This window comes from Galbitalea sp. SE-J8, from assembly GCF_030345695.1.
In the GTDB taxonomy this organism is placed as follows: Bacteria; Actinomycetota; Actinomycetes; order Actinomycetales; family Microbacteriaceae; genus JAUASV01.
Map to the genome: position 1 here is coordinate 46,916 of NZ_JAUASV010000021.1, position 19,518 is coordinate 66,433.

A 19,518-nucleotide genomic window follows, 5' to 3' on the forward strand; every position below is an offset into this window, starting at 1 on the left:
GTGCGGGCCGCCCCCGGGCGCGCGGGCGCGCGGGGCGCGAAAGAATTCTCGCGAGCGTGCAACGGATGCGGCACCCGGCCGAGTCGTAGAGGCATGAGAGGGAAGCGCCCATGACGGGGGACCCGCGATGAGCTGGGGTGCCGACGCGCAGTACACGCGGCTCGTCGCGGAGCACGGCACGGCGCTGCTCCGGCTCGCCGTGCTGCTCACCGGCAACCGCTTCGACGGCGAGGACGCGCTGCAGGACGCCCTCGTCAAGGTCGCCGCGAGCTGGACCCGCACCCGGCCCACGAAGGCGCTGCCCTACCTGAAGCGGGCGGTCGCGAACGCGAGCTTCGACCTCATCCGTCGTCGGCGCGAGACCGCCGTCGAGGAGGTGCCCGAGCGCGCGCAGCTGGAGCGCGGCTTCCTGCGCTACGAGCAGGACGTCGCGTTCTTCGCCCTCGTCGACGCGCTCCCCGACGGGCAGCGGCGGGTGCTGATCCTGCGCTACTTCGCCGACCTCGACGATCGCGCGATCGCCGAGACCCTCGACATCACCCCCGAGACCGTGCGCAGTCAGGCGCATCGCGGCCTCGCGAAACTCCGCGCCGACCTGGCCGTCACCGCGGGAGGAGCATCATGAGCGACCGCAGCCCCCTCGACCGCACGCCCGAGGCGCTCTTCGCGCGCCTCAGGACCGACGACGACCGCTGGGTCGACACCGACTACCGGACGGATGCTGCGGCCGCCGGCCCGGCGCCGCATCCGTCGCGCTGGTCCGCCTCGGCGCTCAATCCCGCGCACTGGCCGCTGTGGGCGCAGCTCGGCTCCTCGCTCGCGGTCGGCGCGGCGATCGCGCTCGTGATCGTGCTCGGCGTGGGCGCGCTGCGCGCCCCGACGTCGGTGTCGCCGCCGGCGCATACGCCGAGCCCGTCGCCGACGGCGAGCTCGCCCGTGGCCGGCGCGACCCTCGACGACGGGCGAATCGTGAACGCGGCGCTCGCGTCGGTGCTCGACACGAAGGTCGAGCCCGTCGTCACGGTCCCGGCGACCCTGCCGACGAGCGCGCCGGGCGGCAGCGCGAGCGGCGTCATCGATCCGGCGACGCAGTCGAGCGCGCCATGGGCGGTGGTGAGCGGGTCACCCGACGCGGACACGATCGCGATCGGCTACGTCGCCGACGGCGACTTCGGCGACTGCGGAGCGCACGTCGGGGTGGCGGTCGTGGAGGATGCGACCTCCGTCACGATCGCCGCGGTGAGCGCGGCGGCCGACGACTCGTGCACCGAACTGCTCGCGCTCGGCGGCGGCACGGTGCAGCTCGCCGCCCCGCTCGGCGATCGCACACTCTTCCACGCGCCGCTCTCCGCGCCGTGGGCCACGATCGCGAACCCGATCGTCACGGTCGAACCGGGGACGTCGACGCCCGACCCCGGCACGTGCGACGCCCTGTTCAGCGCCGATCGGCGTGCTGCGTTCGAGGACGACCACCTCGTGCTCGACGGAGGCCCGGCCGGGGACGGCTATGCCCAGAAGGCCGTCGAGGAGTGGGCGTCGAGCGCCGCCGATCAGCGGGCGGGGCTCGCGGACGTCGTGCAGTTCGGCGGCCTCGCCTGCCGATGGGGTGTCGAGAACGGCGATTCGTCGATCCCGTTCGGATTCGGCCCGATCACCGACGAGCAGACGGCCGCGATGCAGGCCTACCTCGACGCATCCGGCGCGAAGCGCGTCGAGGAGGACGGGTGGGTGAGGTACACCGGCGACGGCGAGCTAGCGTTCGGCGACGGATGGTGGGCGCGCGTCTACGACAACCTCGGCCTCGAGCAGCAGGGCGTCGACGCGCTCGCCGAGCTCGTCGCGGCCAACCCCCACCCGGGGGCGTTCGGTGGCGGGGCGAGCGCGACATCGGTTCCCGGCGACGGCGCGACCGGCGATCCGACGCACAACCCCACCGGCACGGCGACGCCGAGCTCCACGCCGACGGGGGCGTACGTGACGACCGGCGGCTACGGCGACCTCCGACTCGGCAAGCCGGTTCCGGACGACACGACGCTCGTCGAGTGGAAGCCCGACCAGTGCTACGCGGGCCGGTGGACGACGCCGGGCGTGACCGAGGTCACGCAGGATCCGGTCACGGTGCGCACCGACGGCAACGAGAGGGCCGGGAAGATCCTCTTCATGGTGTTCACCGACGCGACGATCACGACGAAGTCGGGAGCCCACGTCGGAATGACCGAGGCGGAGCTGAAACGGACCCTCCCGAACGCGCAGAAGGCGACGACCCAGGGAGCGACGATCTACACCGTGTCCGACGCCGTCGGCATGCTCATGTTCGAGTTCCAGGGCGGCACCGTGTGGGCCATCACGCTCGTCGACGCGGGATCACCGGTGGAGAGCATCGTCGGTGACGGCTACGGCCCCTGCTACGGCGGCTGAGCTACTCCATGTCCTCGGCGGTCGCGACCCGGCCGTGCTCGATGAGCGCGTTCGGGTTCGCGGGCTGCGGACGACGCCTGCGTTCCGCCTCGATCGCCTCCCGGTCGGCGATCGAGACGAGCTCGTCGTCGCCCGTGCCGCTGCCCGTCGCGGTCGACGCGGGGTACAGCGCTCCGTCGGCGGTGACGTCGGGCAGCGGCTCAGCGTCGGAGCGGCGGCCGGTCGCGGGATCGGGCTCGGCGCGGTCGTCGGGCTCGGCGCGGTCGTCGGCGGGAGCGGGTGTGGCGTCCGTGGTCATGGCGCGAGGCTAGTCGGCTGCGCAGAACTCCGGACGAATCGGGCGGGCTCCCCGGGCGACGCCCGGTATTCCGCGGGGCGCTCCGCGGCAAGCCCCATCTGCACAGGAGTTCTGAACACGTCGACCGGGCCGCGTGCTTCGCCGAGCGCGACCCCGTGGGGTCCGCCGATAGACTCGCGGCACCGGGAGGGCTGTCCGAGCGGCCGAAGGATCCAGTCTTGAAAACTGGTGATGCGCAAGCATCCGTGGGTTCGAATCCCACGCCCTCCGCAAGAAAAACGCAGGTCACAGACGTCTGCGCAGCTCCGTGAGCTGGTCGAGGAGGGCGGCGGGCATCCGCCCGCCGAACGTCGCGAAGTGCTCGGCGATGCCCTCCGCCTCCGCCTCCCACTCGTCGCGGTGCACGGCGAGCAGTTCGCCGAGCGCCGCCGGCGGGAGGTCGAGACCGTCGAGGTCGAGGTCGCGGGCGCGCGGCTCGAGGCCGATCGGGCCGTCCTCGGCGCCGACCTCGCCGTGCAGCCGGCGCATGATCCAGTCGAGCACGCGCACGTTGTCGCCGAACCCCGGCCAGAGGTACTCGCCCGCCGGGCCGCGCCGGAACCAGTTCACCTGGAAGACGTGCGGGGTGCCGCCCGCGCGGCGCAGCGAGTCGCCGACGTCGAGCCAGTGCTGGAAGTAGTCCGCCATGTCGTAGCCGCAGAACGGCAGCATCGCGAACGGATCCCGCCGCACGCGCCCGACCGGCCCCTCGGCGGCCGCCGTGGTCTCGGACGACACCGTGGCGCCGAGGAACACGCCGTGCTCCCAGCTGCGCGCCTCCACCACGAGCGGCACGGACGACGACCGGCGGCCGCCGAAGACGATCGCGTCGACGACGACGCCCCGCGGGTCGTCCCAGTCGTCGGCGATCGACGGGCACTGCGCCGCGGACACGGTGAAGCGCGAGTTCGGATGCGCGGCGGGACGACCGGATGCCGCATCCCACGGCTCGCCGCGCCAGTCCGTCAGGCCCGCGGGTGCCTCATCCGTCAGCCCCTCCCACCACACGTCGCCGTCGTCGCGGAGGGCGACGTTCGTGAAGATCGCGTTGCCCCAGAGGGCGTCGATGGCGGCCGCGTTCGTCGCGGGACCCGTGCCGGGAGCGACGCCGAAGAACCCGGCCTCCGGGTTGATCGCGCGCAGCCGTCCGTCGGCGTCGGGCCGCAGCCAGGCGATGTCGTCGCCGATCGTCTCGACCGTCCAACCCGGCAGCGACGGCTGCAGCATCGCGAAGTTCGTCTTGCCGCACGCGCTCGGGAACGCGGCGGCGACGTGCGCGACGCGCCCCGCGGGGTCGGTCACCCGCATGAGCAGCATGTGCTCGGCGAGCCAGCCCTCGTCGCGCGCGATGACGCTCGCGATCCGCAGCGCGAACGCCTTCTTGGCGAGGATGGCGTTGCCGCCGTACGCGGACCCGAACGAGATGACCTCCCGCGTCTCCGGGAAGTGGCTGATGTACTTCGTCGGGTTGCACGGCCACGGCACGTCCTCGGCGCCCGGCGCGAGCGGCGCGCCGACGCTGTGCACGCAGCGCACCCAGTCGGCACCGGCGGCGATGAGCTCGAGCGCGGCCGTGCCCATCCGGGTCATGGTCGCGGTGCTCACGACGACGTACGGCGAGTCGGTGACCTGCACGCCGAGCTTCGCGAGCGGCGACCCCACCGGCCCCATCGAGAACGGGACGACGTAGAGCGTGCGTCCCGCCATGCTGCCGGCGAGCAGGCCGTCGAGCGTCATCCGCATCCCGGTCGGGTCGGCCCAGTTGTTGGTGGGCCCGGCATCCGCGGCGCGCTCGCTGCAGATGAAGGTGCGGCTCTCGACCCGGGCGACGTCGTCGGGGTCGCTGCGCGCGAGAAAGCTGTAGTGCCGGTGCTCGGGGTTGAGCGGCAGCAGCGTGCCGGTCTCGACCATGCCCTGCAGCAGGTCGTGGCGTTCGGCCGTCGACCCCGTGCACCAGACGACCCGGTCGGGGCGGGTGAGGCGCGCGATGTCGTCGACCCAGGCGGCGACGTCGGCGGGGCGCGGTGCGGATGCGGTCGGGCGCTGCTCGGCGATGAGAGACATGGGGTGGATCGACCTCCTTCGGGCGTCCCGGTGACGCGCGGGAGTTCATCGTGAACCGCCGGGGGGAGACGGATGCGGCGCCCGCCTCGGCAAATCCGGTGCTTTTTCGCGATCCCGGTGCTTTCGCCCGATTCCCGGCCCGCGGGTCCGGCCTCAGGGTGCGGTGAGGTGCGCGCGGGTAGCATGTCCCGGTCCGTGCCCCCGTCGGGGCTGTGCCCGTTGCGAGAGGGATGTGCATGACCGAGTCGACACCGACCCGGCGCGCCGCACGCGCTGCGCCGGTGCGCCACGGCCGGCTGAAGCGGCAGCGCCTGACGCGTCGCATCATCCAGGTCGTCGGCATCATCGCCGCCGTGGCCCTCGTGAGCACGGTGTCGGTCGCCGCGATCACCACCTGGCGGCTCGCGTTGAACATCAAGACCATCGACACCGGCGACAACGACCTGCCCGCGATCGGCAAGATCGAGGGCGGCTTCAACATCCTCGTCGTCGGCAGCGACCAGTGCACGAAGGACTGCAAGGGCTACGGCGTGCGAGCGTCGAAGCTCAACGACGTCAACATCCTGCTGCACGTGTCGCAGGACCAGACCAACGCGGTCGCGGTGAGCATCCCCCGCGACATGGTCGTGCCGATCCCGTCGTGCGAGCGGGAGGACGGATCGGGTGTCACGTCCGCCATGTCGGCGATGCCCATCAACGTCGCGCTCTCCGACGGCGGCCTGCCGTGCGTCGTGAAGACGGTCGAGCAGCTGACGGGACTCGACGTGCAGTTCTCCGGGCTCGTCACGTTCGGCGGCGTCATCGAGATGACGAACGCGATCGGCGGCGTGCCGGTGTGCGTCACGGCGAACGTGAGCGACCGGCGCACGGGACTCGATCTGAGGGAGGGCGTGACGTCGCTCAAGGGCAAGCAGGCTCTCGCGTTCCTGCGCACGCGGCACGCGTTCGGCGACGGCTCCGACCTCTCGCGCATCGGCGCCCAGCAGGTGTACATCTCCTCGATGATCCGCACGCTGCAGTCCAAGGACACCCTCGGCGACCTGAACAAGGTGTACAGCCTCGCGCAGGCCGCGACGCAGAACATCGAGATGTCGACGTCGCTCGCCTCGGTGCCCCGGCTCGTCTCGATCGCGCTCGCGCTCAAGGACATCCCGACGAAGAACATCACCCTCGTGCAGTACCCGTCGACGACGGGCGTCGGCGGGGTCTACGAGGACAAGGTCGCGCCGATCGCGGACCAGGCGAAGACGATGTTCGACTACATCAAGAACGACGAGCCGTTCACGCCGAAGGACCTCAGCACCCGCAACTCGGTCACCGAGGACCCGACCGCCACTGCCGTGCCGACGAACACCCCGTCCGAGACTCCGCCCGCGACGTCGGCGCCGACGAAGACCTCGACGCCGACCCAGGCGCCGACGGCACCGGAGACCACGCCGCCGACTCCCACGCCGACGCCGACCCGCGCGCTCGGCACCGGCACGACGGCCGACGAGCAGACCTGCGTCATCCCGCGGTGAGTTCGGCGGCATCCGCCGCTCGGCTATAGTGGCTGAGCGCCATCGGGAGACGTCGCATAGTTCGGCCGAGTGCACCACCCTGCTAAGGTGGAGACCCTCGTTAGGGGGTCCGTGGGTTCAAATCCCACCGTCTCCGCTCTAGAAATCCCTGGTCAGGGCCCGCCGGGTCGAATCACTCGGCGGATGAGGTCCTCCCAGCCGCGGGACAGGCGCTGCTCGAAGTCCCCATCGTCACGTCCGGGGGCGTGCGGCTCCGGGTAGAGCAGCAGGGGCACGTCCAGCGCCGCGGTCAGCTGCATCGCCAGGATCTCGGCGTCCGGGGCTTCGACGGCCAGCTTCGCCAGCAGCATCCGGATGTGTCGCTGGGTCATGGCGGCCGGCGGCCCGGATGGCACGGGCGTGCGGCCGCCGAGCGCGGCGCGCGCTATCTCCCGGTTCTCCCGCAGGAATCGGAGGCGCGCGGGGCCGAACGCGATCAGCCGGTCCGCGGGCTCCGCCCCGGGGCCGAGCGGCGGAGGACCCGAGAGCACTCGCGCCTGGAACTCTCGCTCCCCGGCGTCGAGGAGCGCCATGAAGATCCCCGCCCGGGTGCCGAACCGCCGGAAGACGGTGCCCTTGCCGAGCCCGGACCGCTCGGCCAGGGCGTCCATGGTGATCTTGTCGACCCCCACGTCGGCCACCATGTCCCGCGCGGTCTCGATCAGCACGGCCCGATTCCGGGCGGCATCGGCGCGCTCCGCGTTCGCGCTCGCTCCGCTGTTCGTCACGTCCCGACTGTACTTTCCCGTCGCAAACGGGGTAGCGTTCTGTTTAGCCAAGCGGGGGAAAGTCCGTTTAGCCGGGTCTCGGTGCGATGCCGAGACCCCGAGCCCGCGATCGAAGGAGCGGCAGTGGACATCGCAGTGTGGATCGTCACCGGGGTCGTCGTCCTCATCCTCGGGGGGTCCGGCGTGAGCAAGCTCGCCCAGTCCAGGGAGCGGATCCTGGCCGACCCCCGGATGGGATGGGCGAACGACTTCGGCCAGCGGCAGATCAGGCTCATCGGAGTCGCCGAGGTCGCCGGCTCGCTCGGACTCGTCCTGCCGTGGGCGCTCGGCATCCTTCCGGTGCTGACCCCGGTCGCCGGGTATGCGCTCGCGGCGCTCATGCTCGGGGCCACGGGGGTCAACATCCGTCGTCGTGAATACGCCGGGCTGCCGTTCGTGCTGCTGCTCGTCGCAGCACCGCTGTTCGTCGCGATCGTGCGCACCATCGCGCTCGCGAACGCGGGGGCGTGACGATGGAGTTCGGCACCCTGAGCATCGGCGACGTCACCCGCGACCCGGTGAGCGGCGAGCTCGTCTCGGAGCACGAGCGCATCCACGCGCTCACCCGCATCGCCGTGCACGCCGAGGAAGCGGGCTTCGACGTGTTCGCGATGGGCGAGCACCACAACCCGCCGTACATCTCCAGCGCGGACTCGACCCTGCTGGCCTACATCGCCGCGCGCACGTCCCGGATCACCCTGTCGACGGGCACGACGCTCATCACCACCAACGATCCGGTGAAGATCGCGGAGGACTTCGCGACGCTGCAGCACCTCTCGGACGGCCGGGTCGACCTGATGCTCGGGCGCGGCAACACCCCGATGGTGTACCCGTGGTTCGGGTACGACTACGTGGACAGCCTCGGGCTCACCGTCGAGCACTACGACCTGCTGCGTCGGCTCTGGCGGGAGGAGGACCTCGACTGGTCGGGCCGCTACCGCGCGCCGCTGAGGCAGTTCACCTCGGTCCCGCGTCCGCTCGGCGGGATTCCGCCCTTCGTCTGGCACGGGTCGATCAGCAGCCCCGAGATCGCCGAGCAGGCGGCCAGGTACGGCGACGGCTTCTTCGTGAACAACAACTTCGCGCCCATGGAGCACTACGCCCGCTCGGTCGCGCTCTACCGGGAGCGCTTCGCGGCCCACGGCCACGGCCGCCCCGAGGACGGCATCGTCGGCGCTGGAGGCGGGATCTGGGTGCGCCCGAGGTCCCAGGACGCGATCGACGAGTACCGACCGTACTTCCGGGCGCACCCCATCCACGCCCGATCGGGTCTCACGCTCGAGGAGGAGGTCGCGCAGACCGGTCTCACGGTCGGCAGCCCGGCCCAGGTGATCGAGAAGGTGCTGACCTTCCCGCAGCACTTCGGCCCGCTCCGCCGGGTGCTGTTCGGATTCGACTTCGGCGGCATCCCCGAGGCCAAGATCCACGACGTCATCGACCTCGTCGGCTCCGACGTGCTGCCCGTGCTGCGGAGAGAGCTGGCCTCCGGCGAATGACGGGATCTCCGGCCGGTCCCGGTGGACGGGTCCCGGTGGACGGGTCCCCTGGACGACCGGGCGGTGCCTCGCATCGACGCATTACCGCCACGACGCAGCACCGGCCGAACGGATGTCGTGGCCCGGTCGTAGGGTGAGCGCCGTGAACCGCCGCGCCATCCTGCTCTTCGCCGGCCTCTCGGTCGCGTGGGGCATCCCGTACCTGCTCATCAAGGTCGCCGTGGGGGAGCTCGACCCGGCGATGGTCGTGCTCGGGCGCAGCGCGCTCGGCGCGCTCCTGCTGCTGCCGCTCGCGCTCGGCCGCAAGCAGCTGCTGCCCGTGCTGCGCCGCTGGAAGCCGCTGCTCGCCTACACCCTCGTCGAGATCGTCGTGCCGTGGTGGTGCCTCAGCTCGGCGGAGCAGCACCTGCCGAGCTCGACCGCGGGCCTCCTGCTCGCGGTGATCCCGCTCGTGGGGGTCGCGATCGCGTTCCTCACGGGCCGCCCCGAGCGGCTCTCCGGACTCAACTGGACCGGCATCGCACTCGGCATGGTCGGCGTCGCCGCGCTCGTCGGGCTCGACGTCGGCGGTTCCGACCTCGGCGCGGTCGGGCTGATCGGACTCGTCGTGCTGGGCTATGCGCTCGGGCCGGTGATCCTCGCCCGCTGGATGTCCGACCTGCCGGGCATCGGCGTCGTCGCGGCGTCGCTCGCGGTGACCGCGGTCGTGTACGTGCCGGTCGTGCTGCTCACGGGCGGCTGGCCGACCGCGGTGCCGTCGGCATCCGTGATCGGGTCGATCGTCGCACTCGCCGCGGTATGCAGCGCGGGCGCGTTCGTGCTGATGTTCGCGCTCGTCGCCGAGATCGGGCCCGTGCGCGCGACGACGATCACCTACGTCAACCCGGCGGTCGCGATCGTCGCGGGCGTCGTCGTGCTGCACGAGGCGGTCACGGTGTGGACGATCGTCGGCTTCGCCCTCGTGGTCGGCGGCGCGGCGCTCGTCACGCGCAAGCGCCGTACGGATGCGGTCGAGACCGCCGCCGACGCCCCGCCGGCTCCCGAGGCGGTCGCCGTCGTCGAGGAGCCCTGCCCGCGCTGACCGCATGGGCCATGGGCCGCATGGGCCGCGCTGGCCGTGCGTCGGGACGTCGAGGTTCCGTGCGCCGGGGCCAGGGCCGGGCCGGGCCGCGCGTCAGGCCCCGGCGAGCTGCACAGCGGCCCCGGCGATCGCGCGACTGAGCTCCTCGTCGCGCATCCACAGCGGCACGGCGCGGGCGCGGATGCCGAGCGCCTCGACGTCGGCGACGGACGCCGCGTCCTCCTCGCCCACGAGCCAGCCGTCGATGAGGCCGCCCTGCGCCCGCGCGCCGTAGTGCCGGGCGACGGCCGCGGCATCCGTCTCGACGCCGATCGCGGCGAGGCACGCGTCGGCCATCCCGCGCACCACGGCGCCGCCGATGATGGGCGAGACCCCGATGACCGGGGCGGATGTGGTGCGCACCGCGTGCGCGACGCCCGGGACCGCGAGGATCGCCCCGATCGAGACGACCGGGTTCGAGGGCGCGAGCAGCACGACGTCGGCGTCCGCGATGGCCTCGAGCGCTGCGGCGCTCGCGGGGGCGTCGCCGCGGAACTCGAACGCCTCGGCGGGGGTGCCGCGCAGCCGCACCCACCACTCCTGGAAGTGCACGGTCGAGCCGTCGGCTAGGCGCACGAACGTCGGTCGCTCGCCGTCGGTCGCGGGCAGCAGCCGCACGCCGATGTCCCAGCGGCCGGCGAGGCGCTGCGCGGCATCCGTCAGCGGTAGCCCCTCGCGCAGCCACGACGTGCGGGCGATGTGCGCGCCGAGGTCGAGGTCGCCGAGTGTGAACCACGGCCAGCCGACGCCCCACGCCGTGAGCTCGGCGCTCACGCGCTCGGACTCGCCCTGGCGCCCCCAGCCGCGCTCCTCGTCGTTGACCCCGGCGAGCGCGTACATGATCGAGTCGAGGTCGGGCGTCACGTACAGCCCGGCGACCCAGGCGTCGTCGCCCGTGTTCACGACGGCGCGGATGTCGTGGTCACCCGCGAGCGCGCGCACGCCCTTCAGGAAGCGGGCACCCCCGACGCCCCCGGCGAGAACGGTGATCCGCATCCGCCCAGGCTATCGATCCGCCCGGTGCGACCGGTCCTGGACGCGTCCTGAACGCCTCCTCCACGGGAACGGCGGCGGCGTACCGTCGGTCGCATGATCGGACTCGTTATCTTCCTGCTCGTGCTGTGGGCCGCTCTGGCGATCCTCGGCTTCGCCATCAAGGGCCTGTTCTGGCTCGCGATCATCGGCCTGATCCTCTTCGTGATCACGGCGCTGATCGGCTTCATCCGAAGGAACGCCTAGCGCGCTCGTCGCCGGCCGCCTCGCGCGTGCGGGGCGGCCGTCGTTTGCTGGTATAGTCGTCGGGTTGCTCCGCGACGAGCAGCGCTGCGCCCGTAGCTCAATGGATAGAGCATCTGACTACGGATCAGAAGGTTAGGGGTTCGAGTCCCTTCGGGCGCACCCAACGCACAAGGCTCGAACCTTGGCCCGAATCAAGGGCCGGGTTCGGGCCTTGTCCGCGTCTGCGGCGCGTGTGGCCGGAGCGGATGCGGCCGGTCGCCCGGCCCTGACGGGCGCGGACGACCGACGGGGGAGCAGGACGGCGCCGAGAGCCGAGGCTCCCGCGATCGCGGCGATGACGATCGCGACTCGGTGGAGTGCGTCGACGGGGCCGATGGTGGTGCTCTGGGTGGCGAAGTAGCCGGCGAGGAGTCCGATGCCGAGCGAGCCGGCGATGCGCTGCACGACGGTGAAGACGGTGTTCGCGTCGGCTTGCTCGTCGGGCTTCAGGCGCAGGTTCACGACGGTGAGCAGGGGGGTGATGACGAGGCCGATTGCGGCGGAGCGGGCGGCGAGGATGGCGGAGGTGAGCCAGAGCGAGGTGCTGGCGTCGACGACAAGCAGGCCGAAGCTGGATGCGAGGAGCACGGCGAAGCCGATGATGACGGTCCAGCGGATGCCGATGCCGTCGCCGACTCGCTGGCCGAGCACGGTGCCCAGGCCGGTGAGGATGCCCTGCGGCAGCAGGGCGAGGCCGGCCATGAGGGCGGAGTGGCCCTGGACGTGCTGGAGGAAGACGGGCAGCAGGAAGAGGATCGACCAGGCCGCGATCGATGCGGCGGCGCACAGGGCGAACGACAGCGCGGCGCTGCGGTCGCGCAGGATGCGCAGGTCGAGCGCCGGGTGCGGCGTGCGGCGGGATCGCAGGACGTAGCCGGCGAGCAGCAGCGCTCCGATCGCGATGGGCAGCCAGGAGAGGAGCTCTCCCCAGACGCCGCTCTCGCCGCGGTCGAGTCCGAACAGCACGCCGAAGAGCCCGAGCGCGAGGAGCACGATCCCGATTCCGTCCGGGCGGGCGCCCTTCCGCCGCGCGGGTGCGACGCCCGCGGGGATGGCTCGGGCGGCGAGCGTCGCGAGAAGTCCCACGGGCAGGTTGATGAAGAAGAGATGGTGCGGGATGCGCCGCCTGCGCCCATGAGCATGCTCATGGCGAGCGGCACGAGGGTCGCGCCGGTGAGGCCCTGCAGGATGCGGGCGCCGATGAGGAAGTCGATGCTCGGGGCGAGCCCGCACAGCACGGAGGCGAGAGTGAACGGGACCATGCCCACGAGGTAGGTGCGGAGGGTGCCGAAGCGCCGCGCCAGGAACGACGTCAGCGCCAGTCCGGTGCCGAGCGCGAGCAGGTAGCCGCTGGTCACCCACTGGACGGTGCCGAGGCCGGCGTCCAGCTCCGTCGCGATCGGGGCGATGGCGACGTTGACGATGCTGGAGTCCAGCATCGACAGCAGCGGGCCGGCCAGCAGCGCGTACTGCGGAACTCCAGAACTCGTCGGATGCCCTCTCGGCCAGCCCGGCGAGCCTGGCCCCGGACGTCTCCAGCGCGGACGAGCGCACATCGAGGATCGCGATGCGCTCGGCCGGGTCGAGGAAGGCGAACTGGCCGAGCCTGGTGAGGAACTCCAGGTCATCGCCGGCCTGTGCCGCGGGGAGCTCGGCGAGCAGGTCGTGCAGCAGCTCCCGCCCGAGGTCGGTCAGTTCGTAGACGTGACGGGGCGGCTTGGACTCCTGCTGCTCGACCGTCATCTTCACCGCGCCGGCTTCGACGAAGCGCTTCAGCGCCGGATACAGCCGGAACTCAACGCTCTCCGCGGCCGCCGCCCTCCCTGCTGCCCGCTGGCCGACATGCGGAAGCGATCTGCCACGGCGGGCCGCCTTTCTCATCCCGGGTCGCATCCGTTCCCCGAATTGGGGGAGCCGCATCCGGTGCGGGCGCGATTAGCGTCGGCTCGTGAGCAGCGAGCGATCCCCTCTGGCGCACGTGCTGTTCGCGCGCAACCGCGCCCCGCGCGCCTGGAAGAACGGGTCCGGCACCACGACGGATGTCGCCGCCTCGCCCGCCGACTACCTGCTCGACGACTTCCTCTGGCGCGTGAGCATCGCGACCGTCGACGCCCCCGTACAGCTCTCCACCTACGAGGACGTCGACCGCTGGATCGTGCCGATGGGAAGGGGCGGGATCGACATCGCCGAGCGGGGACGGTTCACGCGCCGAGTGAGACGGTTCGCCGTGCACGAGTTCTCGACCGAGGACGGCGTGCGACTGTCGCGCGTCGGCACCCCCGGGCCCGTGCTCAGTCTCATGGTGCGACGCGGCGTCGGCATGGGCACGGTGCGGGTGCGCGAGGTCGCCGGACGGCTGCAGGTGTCCGGCGATGTCGGCACCACGCTCGTCGTCGTGCTCGACGGCACGGTCGTCACCGAGGGCGGCGTGGCCCTCGCCGCCGAGGACGCCCTGCAGCTCGCGCCCGCGGAGGTCGCCGTGCTGGGCGGACAGGCCCAGGTCGCGGTCGTACGGGTGCGACCGCCGAACTTCGCGATCTGACGGACCCGCGGATGAGCCCGGCGTCCGGATAGGCTCGCTGTCCTGATGTCCCGCATCCTGCTCCGAGCCGGCAAGAGCCCGTTCCAGGTGTTCACGCCCGAGCAGTCGCTCGCCGTGGGCGGCACGGGCGTCTTCGGCGCGAACGCGGGCAATCTGCTGTTCTCGGGCGCCGTGCACCGCGCGCTGAGCGTGCCGGACGCCGAGGTCGTCACGGACGGCTTCGTGCTCGAGAACCTCAAGAACGTGCCGAAGATGGCGGATCACATCGACGAGCGCTACGACCACGTGGTGCTGCCGTTCGCGAACGCGTTCCGCCCGGGATTCGCCGGGCAGCTCGCGACCTACGCCGAGCTCATCGAGCGGCTGCACGTGCCCGTGACGGTCGTCGGCGTGGGCGCGCAGATGGCCGTCGGAGCCGACCGACCGGATGCCGGGGCCGAGTTCGACGAGGTCGTGGCGAGATTCGTCCGCGCGGTCCTCGCGCGCTCGGCGACGCTCGGCGTGCGCGGCGCCCGCTCGGCCGCCTATCTCGCGCAGCTCGGGTTCGGGCCGGACGCGATCGACGTCATCGGCTGCCCCTCGTTGTTCACCGAGCGCGACGGGTTCGCCATCCGACCGCGCGACGTCACCCGTGAGAGCCGGATCGACCTGACCTACACGGGCGGTCTGTCCGCGCTCGTCGACCGTGCCGTCGAGCGGTACCCGCGCCTCGAGTTCGTCGCGCAGGAGCACCACCGGCTGCGCCTGCTGCTCGAGGGCGCGGATCCCGCAGGGTACGACGGCCGGGGACCGCTCGGCACCGGACATCCCCTCTACCGCGACGACCGCATCCGCTTCTTCGTCGACGCCCGCACCTGGACCGACCACCTGGCCGGCTTCGATCTGGCGTTCGGCACGCGCATCCACGGCGCGATCGCGGCGCTGCTGGCGCGGGTGCCCGCGATCGTGCTCGCCTACGACTCGCGCACGCTCGAGCTCGCCGAGTACCACGGCATCCCGCACCGCGACTTCCACGCGGTCGGGCCCGGGACGGATGTCGCGACGCTCGCGGCGGACGCCGACCTGACCGAGTTCCACGCCCGCTTCCCGGAGCTCGCGGCGCACTACCGCGCGTTCTTGACGGCGAACGGGCTCGCGCACATCTGGCAGGACGGCGGGGCGAACCCCGGCTACGACGCGCGCCTCGCCGCGCTCGAGCTGCCCCCGGCCGTGCGCCGCCCGCGCCGGCGGCTGCTCGGGCGACGCGCGGCCCCGGCGGCGCCGATAGCCCGCACGAGCGTGTCCGAGCTGATCGCGAGGCGCTCCGGCTGAGCCTGGATCCACCGATGAGCCTTCGGCGGGTGGGCTCGACGTGGTCGGCGCGGCATGATCGTGCGTGTGCGTGTGCGTGTGCGTGTGCGTGTGCGTGTGCGTGTGCGTGTGCGTGTGCGTGTGCGTGTGCGTGTGCGTGTGCGTGTGCGTGTGCGTGGGTGAGGTCCGGGCGTCGCATCCCGGTCGTCCACTTGGTTCTCGGTCGTGCCGCGGTCGCGGCGGTGGTCAGCTGGCCGTCATTGGTGGCGGTGCGTGCGTTGTCGTGAACAGGCGCTCGAACGCGGTCTGCCAGGGCCAGGCCTCGGGCAGGTGCAACATGATCCGACGTGCGGACCGCGCCAGTCGTGCCGGCACTGGTCCTGGTGGATCCAGGTTGAGACCGTCCGCGGGGGTCGCACGCCCGCCGCGAAGCCGCCCTCCAACGAAGGAGACCCGATGACCGACCGCACACCGCCCGGACGAACCTGGGCCGGCACCCACGAGTTCCGGGCCGCGGAGCTGCTCGTGCCGGCGACCATCGCCGAGGCGCAGGAGCTGGTGGCCGCGCGCGACCGCATCCGTTCCCTCGGCACCCGGCACTCGTTCAACGATCTCGCGGACACGCCTGGCAGCCTGCTCGCGCTCACCGGGATCGCACCCGACGTCGTTATCGACACGGACGCCCGCACGGTGACGGTCGGTGCCGGCACGCGCTACGCGGTCGTGGCGAGCGAGCTCGCCGCGCGCGGCTGGGCGCTGCACAACCTGGGTTCGCTGCCGCACATCTCGGTCGGCGGTGCGACCGCGACCGCGACCCACGGTTCGGGCGACCACAACGGAAACCTCTCGACGGCGGTGCGCGCGCTCGAGTTCATCGCGCCGGACGGCTCGTTACGCGCGGTGCGCTCGGGCGATGCGGACTTCGCGGGCAGCGTCGTGCACCTCGGCGCGCTCGGTCCCGTCACGCGTGTCACGCTCGCCATCGAGCCGGGCTACCGGGCGCGCCAGGACACCTACGAGGGCCTGACCTGGGACGACCTGTTCGACCGGCTCGACGTCGTGACCGGGGCGGGATACAGCGTGAGCGTGTTCACCACGTGGGACACCCCGACCGTCGGCAACATCTGGGTCAAGGAGCGGGTGGGGGAGGCATCCGCTCCCGACATGGTGCCGACGCTGTTGAGCGCGCGCCGACGAGCGGAGAAGGCGCTGTCGCCCACGGGCGAGGAGGCCGACAACACGACCGAGCAGGGTGGTGCGATCGGCGACTGGCACGAGCGGCTGCCGCACTTCCGCATCGACGCGACGCCGTCGAACGGCGACGAGATCCAGACGGAGTACCTCGTCGATCGGGCGGTCGCGGTCGATGCGATTCGAGCGGTGCGCTCGATCGCCGGGCGGGTCGCGCCGGCGCTGCTCGTGACCGAGCTGCGCACCGTCGCGGCCGACGAGCTCTGGCTCTCGACCGCATACGGACGCGACAGCCTGTGCATCCACTTCACCTGGAGGAACCTCCCGGATGCGGTGGCTGCGGCGATAGTGGAGGTCGAGCGGGTGCTCGCCCCGTTCGACCCGCGCCCGCACTGGGGCAAGCTGTTCGCGATGCCGATCGGTGCCTCGTTCCCGCGTCTGGGCGACTTCCGCGAGCTCGTGGCGCGCACCGACCCGGCGGGGAAGTTCCGCGGCCCCTACCTCGAGCGCGTGCTGCGCGTATGAGGCGTGGCGACGCGCCCTTCGCTCTGAAGGAAGAGTCCAACATTTCGTGGGCGAACCGGAGCGACGCGCCGCCACCAGCGTCGCGTGATCATTGCGCACCGCAGCATGAGTCGCTAAGCTCCCGTAATGTGAGCTTAGCGCGAATGAAGTGGTCAGCGTCGGTCGTGTCAGTCGCGCTCCTCGGGGCTCTCCTGCTGACCAATTGCGCTGGAAGGCAGGATCCCGGGACCTCCGCTGGAACAGCGACGACACCCGCTCCCTCGGCGCCAGAATCATTCACGGCGTCGGCTTCGCCGACCGCGGCCAACTCCTACGAGCAGCCACAGCAGCCCTTCGACCATGACTGCTCTGCCATTCTGAGTCCCGAGCAGATATCAACCACATTCGGCGAGGCCATGGTCGGTCCCACCAGCCCCACCGCATTCCAAGAATCTGCTGGGCCAGCCTTGCAGGCCGGAGCACTCACGTGCCGATGGGGCGCGGGGGCGAACGGAAGCGAGCTCTCGCTCTCACTGGTGGACAGTGCCTTGCTAGAAAAGTTTACGTCCGGAGCGGACTGCGAAAGCAACGCGGGGGGCAACCCTCATTGCACGTCTGATTTCTTGAGCGGCCCATATATAGCCTCGATAAGGGTAGTCGCGCCAGGCTCGGAAAAGCGCGTAGCGCAGATTCGAGATCAGCTGGCAGAACAGGTTCGTGCAACGGTCGAGAACTCACCCCGAGTGGGGTCCAAACCGCATCCAGCGGGCTCATGGACGGGAATCGCATGCGAATCCATTGATGCGACGTCAGCCCTCAATGGCGCGGAACCAAACGATGTGGTTGTCGAACACAGTTCGCTCGATGACGGAGAAGGAACTGACGCCGTCGCGATCGCCGCGAATAACGTCTCCGATGTACAGAGTTGTTCGTGGAGCGTGTCGGGCGAGTACGTCACGACGTTGGTCATCTATCCCGGTGAGCGTTGGGCGGAAACCGCGATCAACGATCATGGCGCGACGGCGGTGCAGGTGGTCGGTGCGGATTCCGCGTACCGATACGTCGATGGTGACGGCAATCCCAAGTTGTCCGCGTTCTCTGGAGTCAACTGGCTGACCGTCGAGACAGACAATAGTGGATTCGATGCCGAGGAGCTTGCGTCAGTGGCGATCAAACGGCTGAACCAATCATGACGATGGACTCCAGCCGGCCGCGGATTCGCAAGGCACTTCTAATCACGATCGCACTAACAGTTGGGCTTGGAGTTGTGGTAGCTCCGCAGGCGGGAACCGAGCGAGCGTTTGCTGTCGCGGTCCAGTACCAGTGGCCTGCAGGTAAGGATCCAGATTGCAGCGACAGCAATCATCGATTTGGAATTGATTATAGTGGGCATTTCCACACCGGCGATGACTGGGGGTATTGCGGACTCGACCCTTCGAAGGAAATTGCGATCGCGGACGGTGTGATATCCGAGACTCAGGAAAACTTTCACGGGCCAGTAGGGTCCCGATGGTGCGGAAATCGCGTGACCATAGCCCACGCGGATGGCAAGTATACGACATATTGCCACATGAACTCGATTTCCAAATTCTCGGGCACTGTGGCTCGCGGTGAAAGAATTGGGGTTCCGGGCGGAACAAATGGCACTGATACGCCATATGGTACGCACGTGCACATCTCAATTGCGAGCACCCTCGGCAACGCGTCAAATCCAATTTTTGGCACGCCGACTGGCTACAACGCCGAGGGTCAAGCCTATTCCCCCAATTTGACAAACCCCGCGGAGTGGATTAGGGCGCATCTTGGATCGGTAGCCCCGCCGCCGGCCTCCAGGGATATCGTAAAAATCTGGGGGGATCCCGCGATACCAGCCTGGGTCACGACAGATACAGGTCTCGATTCGAACGAGGATGCATATACATCTGCGGTCTGGATGAGCGGCACGAATGCAACGTTGATGATCGCCGAAAATGGAGCGCTTGAACGTGTTGCCCATACAACGAGTGGATGGGTTAAAGACGACACTGGAGTCAGCCTAACGGGAGAGATCTCGGCAGTAAACATGGGTGGCGGGACCAACCCATGGGTCTACGTGAACACGCCCAACGGAAACGTCTACGAGATTAAGCATACGACCACGGGTTGGACAAAGCATAAACTTCCCAATGTTTCAGGTGTGGACCACATTTCCGCCGTCAACGTCGGTAGCGCGACGCCGGTGATTATGGCGACCTCCGTCACAGGCGAACTTTCGGAAATATCATATACGCCCGGCGATACTTGGCGCCAGCTCTCGACGGGACTGGTCGGCTACAAACGACTGTCGTCGATATATGTGGGCGGTCAATGGGCCCTGACGTACGCTCAAGGACTTAGCAATTCGTCTCTTTATGAAATTCGGGGCGTGACAGGCGTGGGCTGGGTGTCCAATCAAGTGCCGGGTGCGGCGTCGACGGGGTCCATCTCAACGACTCCTTCCGCGCCGGGCGTGAGCCCGGATTGGGGGCAAATTGTTCTCGATAATTCGGGGGACCTCGTTCGAGTATGGGTGGAATCCGGTTCGTGGCATGTTGCCAGTTTTGGCGTCAATTCGTATCGACAAATGTCGGCGGTCTATGTTAGTGGCAATTGGCCCATCGTTATGGGGTACCAGTAGAGAGGGGCCCCGGTTGGCTGCACATCGCGCACCTTCGGACCCGACAGAAGAACCTCCCGGATGCGGTGGCTGCGGCGATAGTGGAGGTCGAGCGGGTGCTCGCCCCGTTCGACCCGCGCCCGCACTGGGGCAAGCTGTTCGCGATGCCGATCGGTGCCTCGTTCCCGCGTCTGGCCTGGTTCGTGCCACATGGTCGTCGTTTTGGGCGTTTTGAGGGTGCGATGGTTGATTTTCCGGGCCTCGCGGTCGGGAAGTTGCGCACTAAGCGGTGCGCCTAGGGTGCCTTTGTGGGGTTG

17 protein-coding genes, 3 tRNA genes and 2 pseudogenes are annotated in these 19,518 nt (G+C 70.1%); 15 read left to right on the plus strand and 7 right to left on the minus strand.

Going from position 1 to position 19,518, the window contains the following annotated elements; genetic code table 11:
* Positions 1 to 127 precede the first annotated feature (127 nt).
* On the plus strand, positions 128 to 625 hold the full coding sequence (locus QT381_RS12860) for an RNA polymerase sigma factor (RefSeq protein WP_289249435.1): 498 nt from the start codon (positions 128 to 130) through the stop codon (positions 623 to 625).
* On the plus strand, positions 622 to 2,418 hold the full coding sequence (locus QT381_RS12865) for a hypothetical protein (RefSeq protein ID WP_289249436.1): 1,797 nt from the start codon (positions 622 to 624) through the stop codon (positions 2,416 to 2,418). The genes QT381_RS12860 and QT381_RS12865 overlap by 4 nt, the downstream gene beginning before the upstream one ends.
* 1 nt (position 2,419) lies before the next feature.
* On the opposite strand, the gene QT381_RS12870 is transcribed toward QT381_RS12865, so the two are convergent.
* Positions 2,420 to 2,716, minus strand: coding sequence for a hypothetical protein (locus tag QT381_RS12870; protein ID WP_289249437.1), 297 nt, complete (start codon positions 2,714 to 2,716; stop codon positions 2,420 to 2,422).
* Between the two features lie 185 nt (positions 2,717 to 2,901).
* Here QT381_RS12870 and QT381_RS12875 point away from each other — a divergent pair.
* Positions 2,902 to 2,986, plus strand: a tRNA-Ser gene (locus tag QT381_RS12875).
* Between the two features lie 15 nt (positions 2,987 to 3,001).
* On the opposite strand, the gene QT381_RS12880 is transcribed toward QT381_RS12875, so the two are convergent.
* Positions 3,002 to 4,819 (minus strand): phosphoenolpyruvate carboxykinase (GTP), encoded by a 1,818-nt coding sequence (locus QT381_RS12880; protein WP_289249438.1) that lies wholly within the window; start codon positions 4,817 to 4,819, stop codon positions 3,002 to 3,004.
* Between the two features lie 236 nt (positions 4,820 to 5,055).
* On the opposite strand from QT381_RS12880, the gene QT381_RS12885 reads away from it, so the two are divergent.
* Both QT381_RS12885 and QT381_RS12890 read left to right on the plus strand, forming a co-directional pair.
* Positions 5,056 to 6,339, plus strand: coding sequence for an LCP family protein (locus tag QT381_RS12885; RefSeq protein WP_289249439.1), 1,284 nt, complete (start codon positions 5,056 to 5,058; stop codon positions 6,337 to 6,339).
* A gap of 45 nt (positions 6,340 to 6,384) precedes the next feature.
* Positions 6,385 to 6,475: transfer RNA gene (locus QT381_RS12890), tRNA-Ser, on the plus strand.
* 16 nt (positions 6,476 to 6,491) lie between these two features.
* Here the strand turns inward: QT381_RS12890 and QT381_RS12895 are convergent.
* Entirely contained in the window at positions 6,492 to 7,106 is a 615-nt protein-coding gene (locus QT381_RS12895) for a TetR/AcrR family transcriptional regulator (RefSeq protein WP_289249440.1), read from the minus strand.
* A gap of 123 nt (positions 7,107 to 7,229) precedes the next feature.
* On the opposite strand from QT381_RS12895, the gene QT381_RS12900 reads away from it, so the two are divergent.
* From QT381_RS12900 to QT381_RS12910, 3 genes are all read left to right on the plus strand, one after another.
* On the plus strand, positions 7,230 to 7,616 hold the full coding sequence (locus tag QT381_RS12900) for a DoxX family protein (RefSeq protein ID WP_289249441.1): 387 nt from the start codon (positions 7,230 to 7,232) through the stop codon (positions 7,614 to 7,616).
* Between the two features lie 2 nt (positions 7,617 to 7,618).
* A complete protein-coding gene (locus QT381_RS12905; protein ID WP_289249449.1) occupies positions 7,619 to 8,641 on the plus strand; it encodes a CE1758 family FMN-dependent luciferase-like monooxygenase in 1,023 nt (340 codons plus the stop codon).
* A gap of 142 nt (positions 8,642 to 8,783) precedes the next feature.
* Complete coding sequence (locus QT381_RS12910) at positions 8,784 to 9,722, plus strand: DMT family transporter (RefSeq protein WP_289249442.1); 939 nt, start codon at positions 8,784 to 8,786, stop codon at positions 9,720 to 9,722.
* A 93-nt stretch (positions 9,723 to 9,815) separates the two neighbouring features.
* On the opposite strand, the gene cofD is transcribed toward QT381_RS12910, so the two are convergent.
* A complete protein-coding gene (gene cofD / locus QT381_RS12915; protein WP_289249443.1) occupies positions 9,816 to 10,757 on the minus strand; it encodes a 2-phospho-L-lactate transferase in 942 nt (313 codons plus the stop codon).
* A gap of 93 nt (positions 10,758 to 10,850) precedes the next feature.
* Between cofD and QT381_RS12920 the strand changes: the two genes are divergently transcribed.
* The gene (locus QT381_RS12920) at positions 10,851 to 11,000 is read left to right on the plus strand and encodes a hypothetical protein (RefSeq protein WP_289249444.1); all 150 of its coding nucleotides are present in this window, start codon (positions 10,851 to 10,853) and stop codon (positions 10,998 to 11,000) included.
* 86 nt (positions 11,001 to 11,086) lie between these two features.
* Positions 11,087 to 11,159: transfer RNA gene (locus QT381_RS12925), tRNA-Arg, on the plus strand.
* Here the strand turns inward: QT381_RS12925 and QT381_RS12930 are convergent.
* The 3 genes and pseudogenes from QT381_RS12930 to QT381_RS15775 form a co-directional block, all read right to left on the minus strand.
* Complete coding sequence (locus QT381_RS12930; RefSeq protein WP_353889781.1) at positions 11,133 to 12,272, minus strand: MFS transporter; 1,140 nt, start codon at positions 12,270 to 12,272, stop codon at positions 11,133 to 11,135. The genes QT381_RS12925 and QT381_RS12930 overlap by 27 nt on opposite strands.
* Positions 12,185 to 12,667: pseudogene (locus QT381_RS15770) on the minus strand (MFS transporter); the annotation flags it as partial. The pseudogene QT381_RS15770 and the gene QT381_RS12930, both read right to left, overlap by 88 nt.
* A gap of 49 nt (positions 12,668 to 12,716) precedes the next feature.
* Positions 12,717 to 12,959, minus strand: a pseudogene (locus QT381_RS15775) (PadR family transcriptional regulator); the annotation flags it as partial.
* Between the two features lie 28 nt (positions 12,960 to 12,987).
* Here QT381_RS15775 and QT381_RS12935 point away from each other — a divergent pair.
* The 5 genes from QT381_RS12935 to QT381_RS12955 all read left to right on the plus strand — a co-directional run bounded on the left by QT381_RS12935 (position 12,988) and on the right by QT381_RS12955 (position 19,222).
* Positions 12,988 to 13,581, plus strand: coding sequence for a HutD/Ves family protein (locus QT381_RS12935; protein ID WP_289249445.1), 594 nt, complete (start codon positions 12,988 to 12,990; stop codon positions 13,579 to 13,581).
* Positions 13,582 to 13,626: 45 nt separating this feature from the next.
* Positions 13,627 to 14,892 (plus strand): polysaccharide pyruvyl transferase family protein, encoded by a 1,266-nt coding sequence (locus tag QT381_RS12940; RefSeq protein ID WP_289249446.1) that lies wholly within the window; start codon positions 13,627 to 13,629, stop codon positions 14,890 to 14,892.
* Positions 14,893 to 15,327: 435 nt separating this feature from the next.
* Positions 15,328 to 16,587: an FAD-binding protein gene (locus QT381_RS12945; RefSeq protein ID WP_289249447.1), complete on the plus strand. Its 1,260-nt coding sequence runs from the start codon at positions 15,328 to 15,330 to the stop codon at positions 16,585 to 16,587.
* A gap of 818 nt (positions 16,588 to 17,405) precedes the next feature.
* On the plus strand, positions 17,406 to 17,759 hold the full coding sequence (locus QT381_RS12950; protein ID WP_289249448.1) for a hypothetical protein: 354 nt from the start codon (positions 17,406 to 17,408) through the stop codon (positions 17,757 to 17,759).
* A gap of 2 nt (positions 17,760 to 17,761) precedes the next feature.
* Positions 17,762 to 19,222: a M23 family metallopeptidase gene (locus QT381_RS12955; protein ID WP_289249451.1), complete on the plus strand. Its 1,461-nt coding sequence runs from the start codon at positions 17,762 to 17,764 to the stop codon at positions 19,220 to 19,222.
* Positions 19,223 to 19,518 lie beyond the last annotated feature (296 nt).

What these genes read in the sequence shown, in the direction of transcription:
- QT381_RS12860 (WP_289249435.1), top strand. Translation starts at nt 128, where the DNA reads ATGAGCTGGGGTGCCGACGCGCAGTACACGCGGCTCGTCGCGGAGCAC.
- QT381_RS12865 (WP_289249436.1), top strand. Translation starts at nt 622, where the DNA reads ATGAGCGACCGCAGCCCCCTCGACCGCACGCCCGAGGCGCTCTTCGCG.
- QT381_RS12870 (WP_289249437.1), bottom strand. Translation starts at nt 2,716, where the DNA reads ATGACCACGGACGCCACACCCGCTCCCGCCGACGACCGCGCCGAGCCC.
- QT381_RS12880 (WP_289249438.1), bottom strand. Translation starts at nt 4,819, where the DNA reads ATGTCTCTCATCGCCGAGCAGCGCCCGACCGCATCCGCACCGCGCCCC.
- QT381_RS12885 (WP_289249439.1), top strand. Translation starts at nt 5,056, where the DNA reads ATGACCGAGTCGACACCGACCCGGCGCGCCGCACGCGCTGCGCCGGTG.
- QT381_RS12905 (WP_289249449.1), top strand. Translation starts at nt 7,619, where the DNA reads ATGGAGTTCGGCACCCTGAGCATCGGCGACGTCACCCGCGACCCGGTG.
- cofD (WP_289249443.1), bottom strand. Translation starts at nt 10,757, where the DNA reads ATGCGGATCACCGTTCTCGCCGGGGGCGTCGGGGGTGCCCGCTTCCTG.
- QT381_RS12920 (WP_289249444.1), top strand. Translation starts at nt 10,851, where the DNA reads ATGATCGGACTCGTTATCTTCCTGCTCGTGCTGTGGGCCGCTCTGGCG.
- QT381_RS12940 (WP_289249446.1), top strand. Translation starts at nt 13,627, where the DNA reads ATGTCCCGCATCCTGCTCCGAGCCGGCAAGAGCCCGTTCCAGGTGTTC.
- QT381_RS12945 (WP_289249447.1), top strand. Translation starts at nt 15,328, where the DNA reads ATGACCGACCGCACACCGCCCGGACGAACCTGGGCCGGCACCCACGAG.
- QT381_RS12955 (WP_289249451.1), top strand. Translation starts at nt 17,762, where the DNA reads ATGGACTCCAGCCGGCCGCGGATTCGCAAGGCACTTCTAATCACGATC.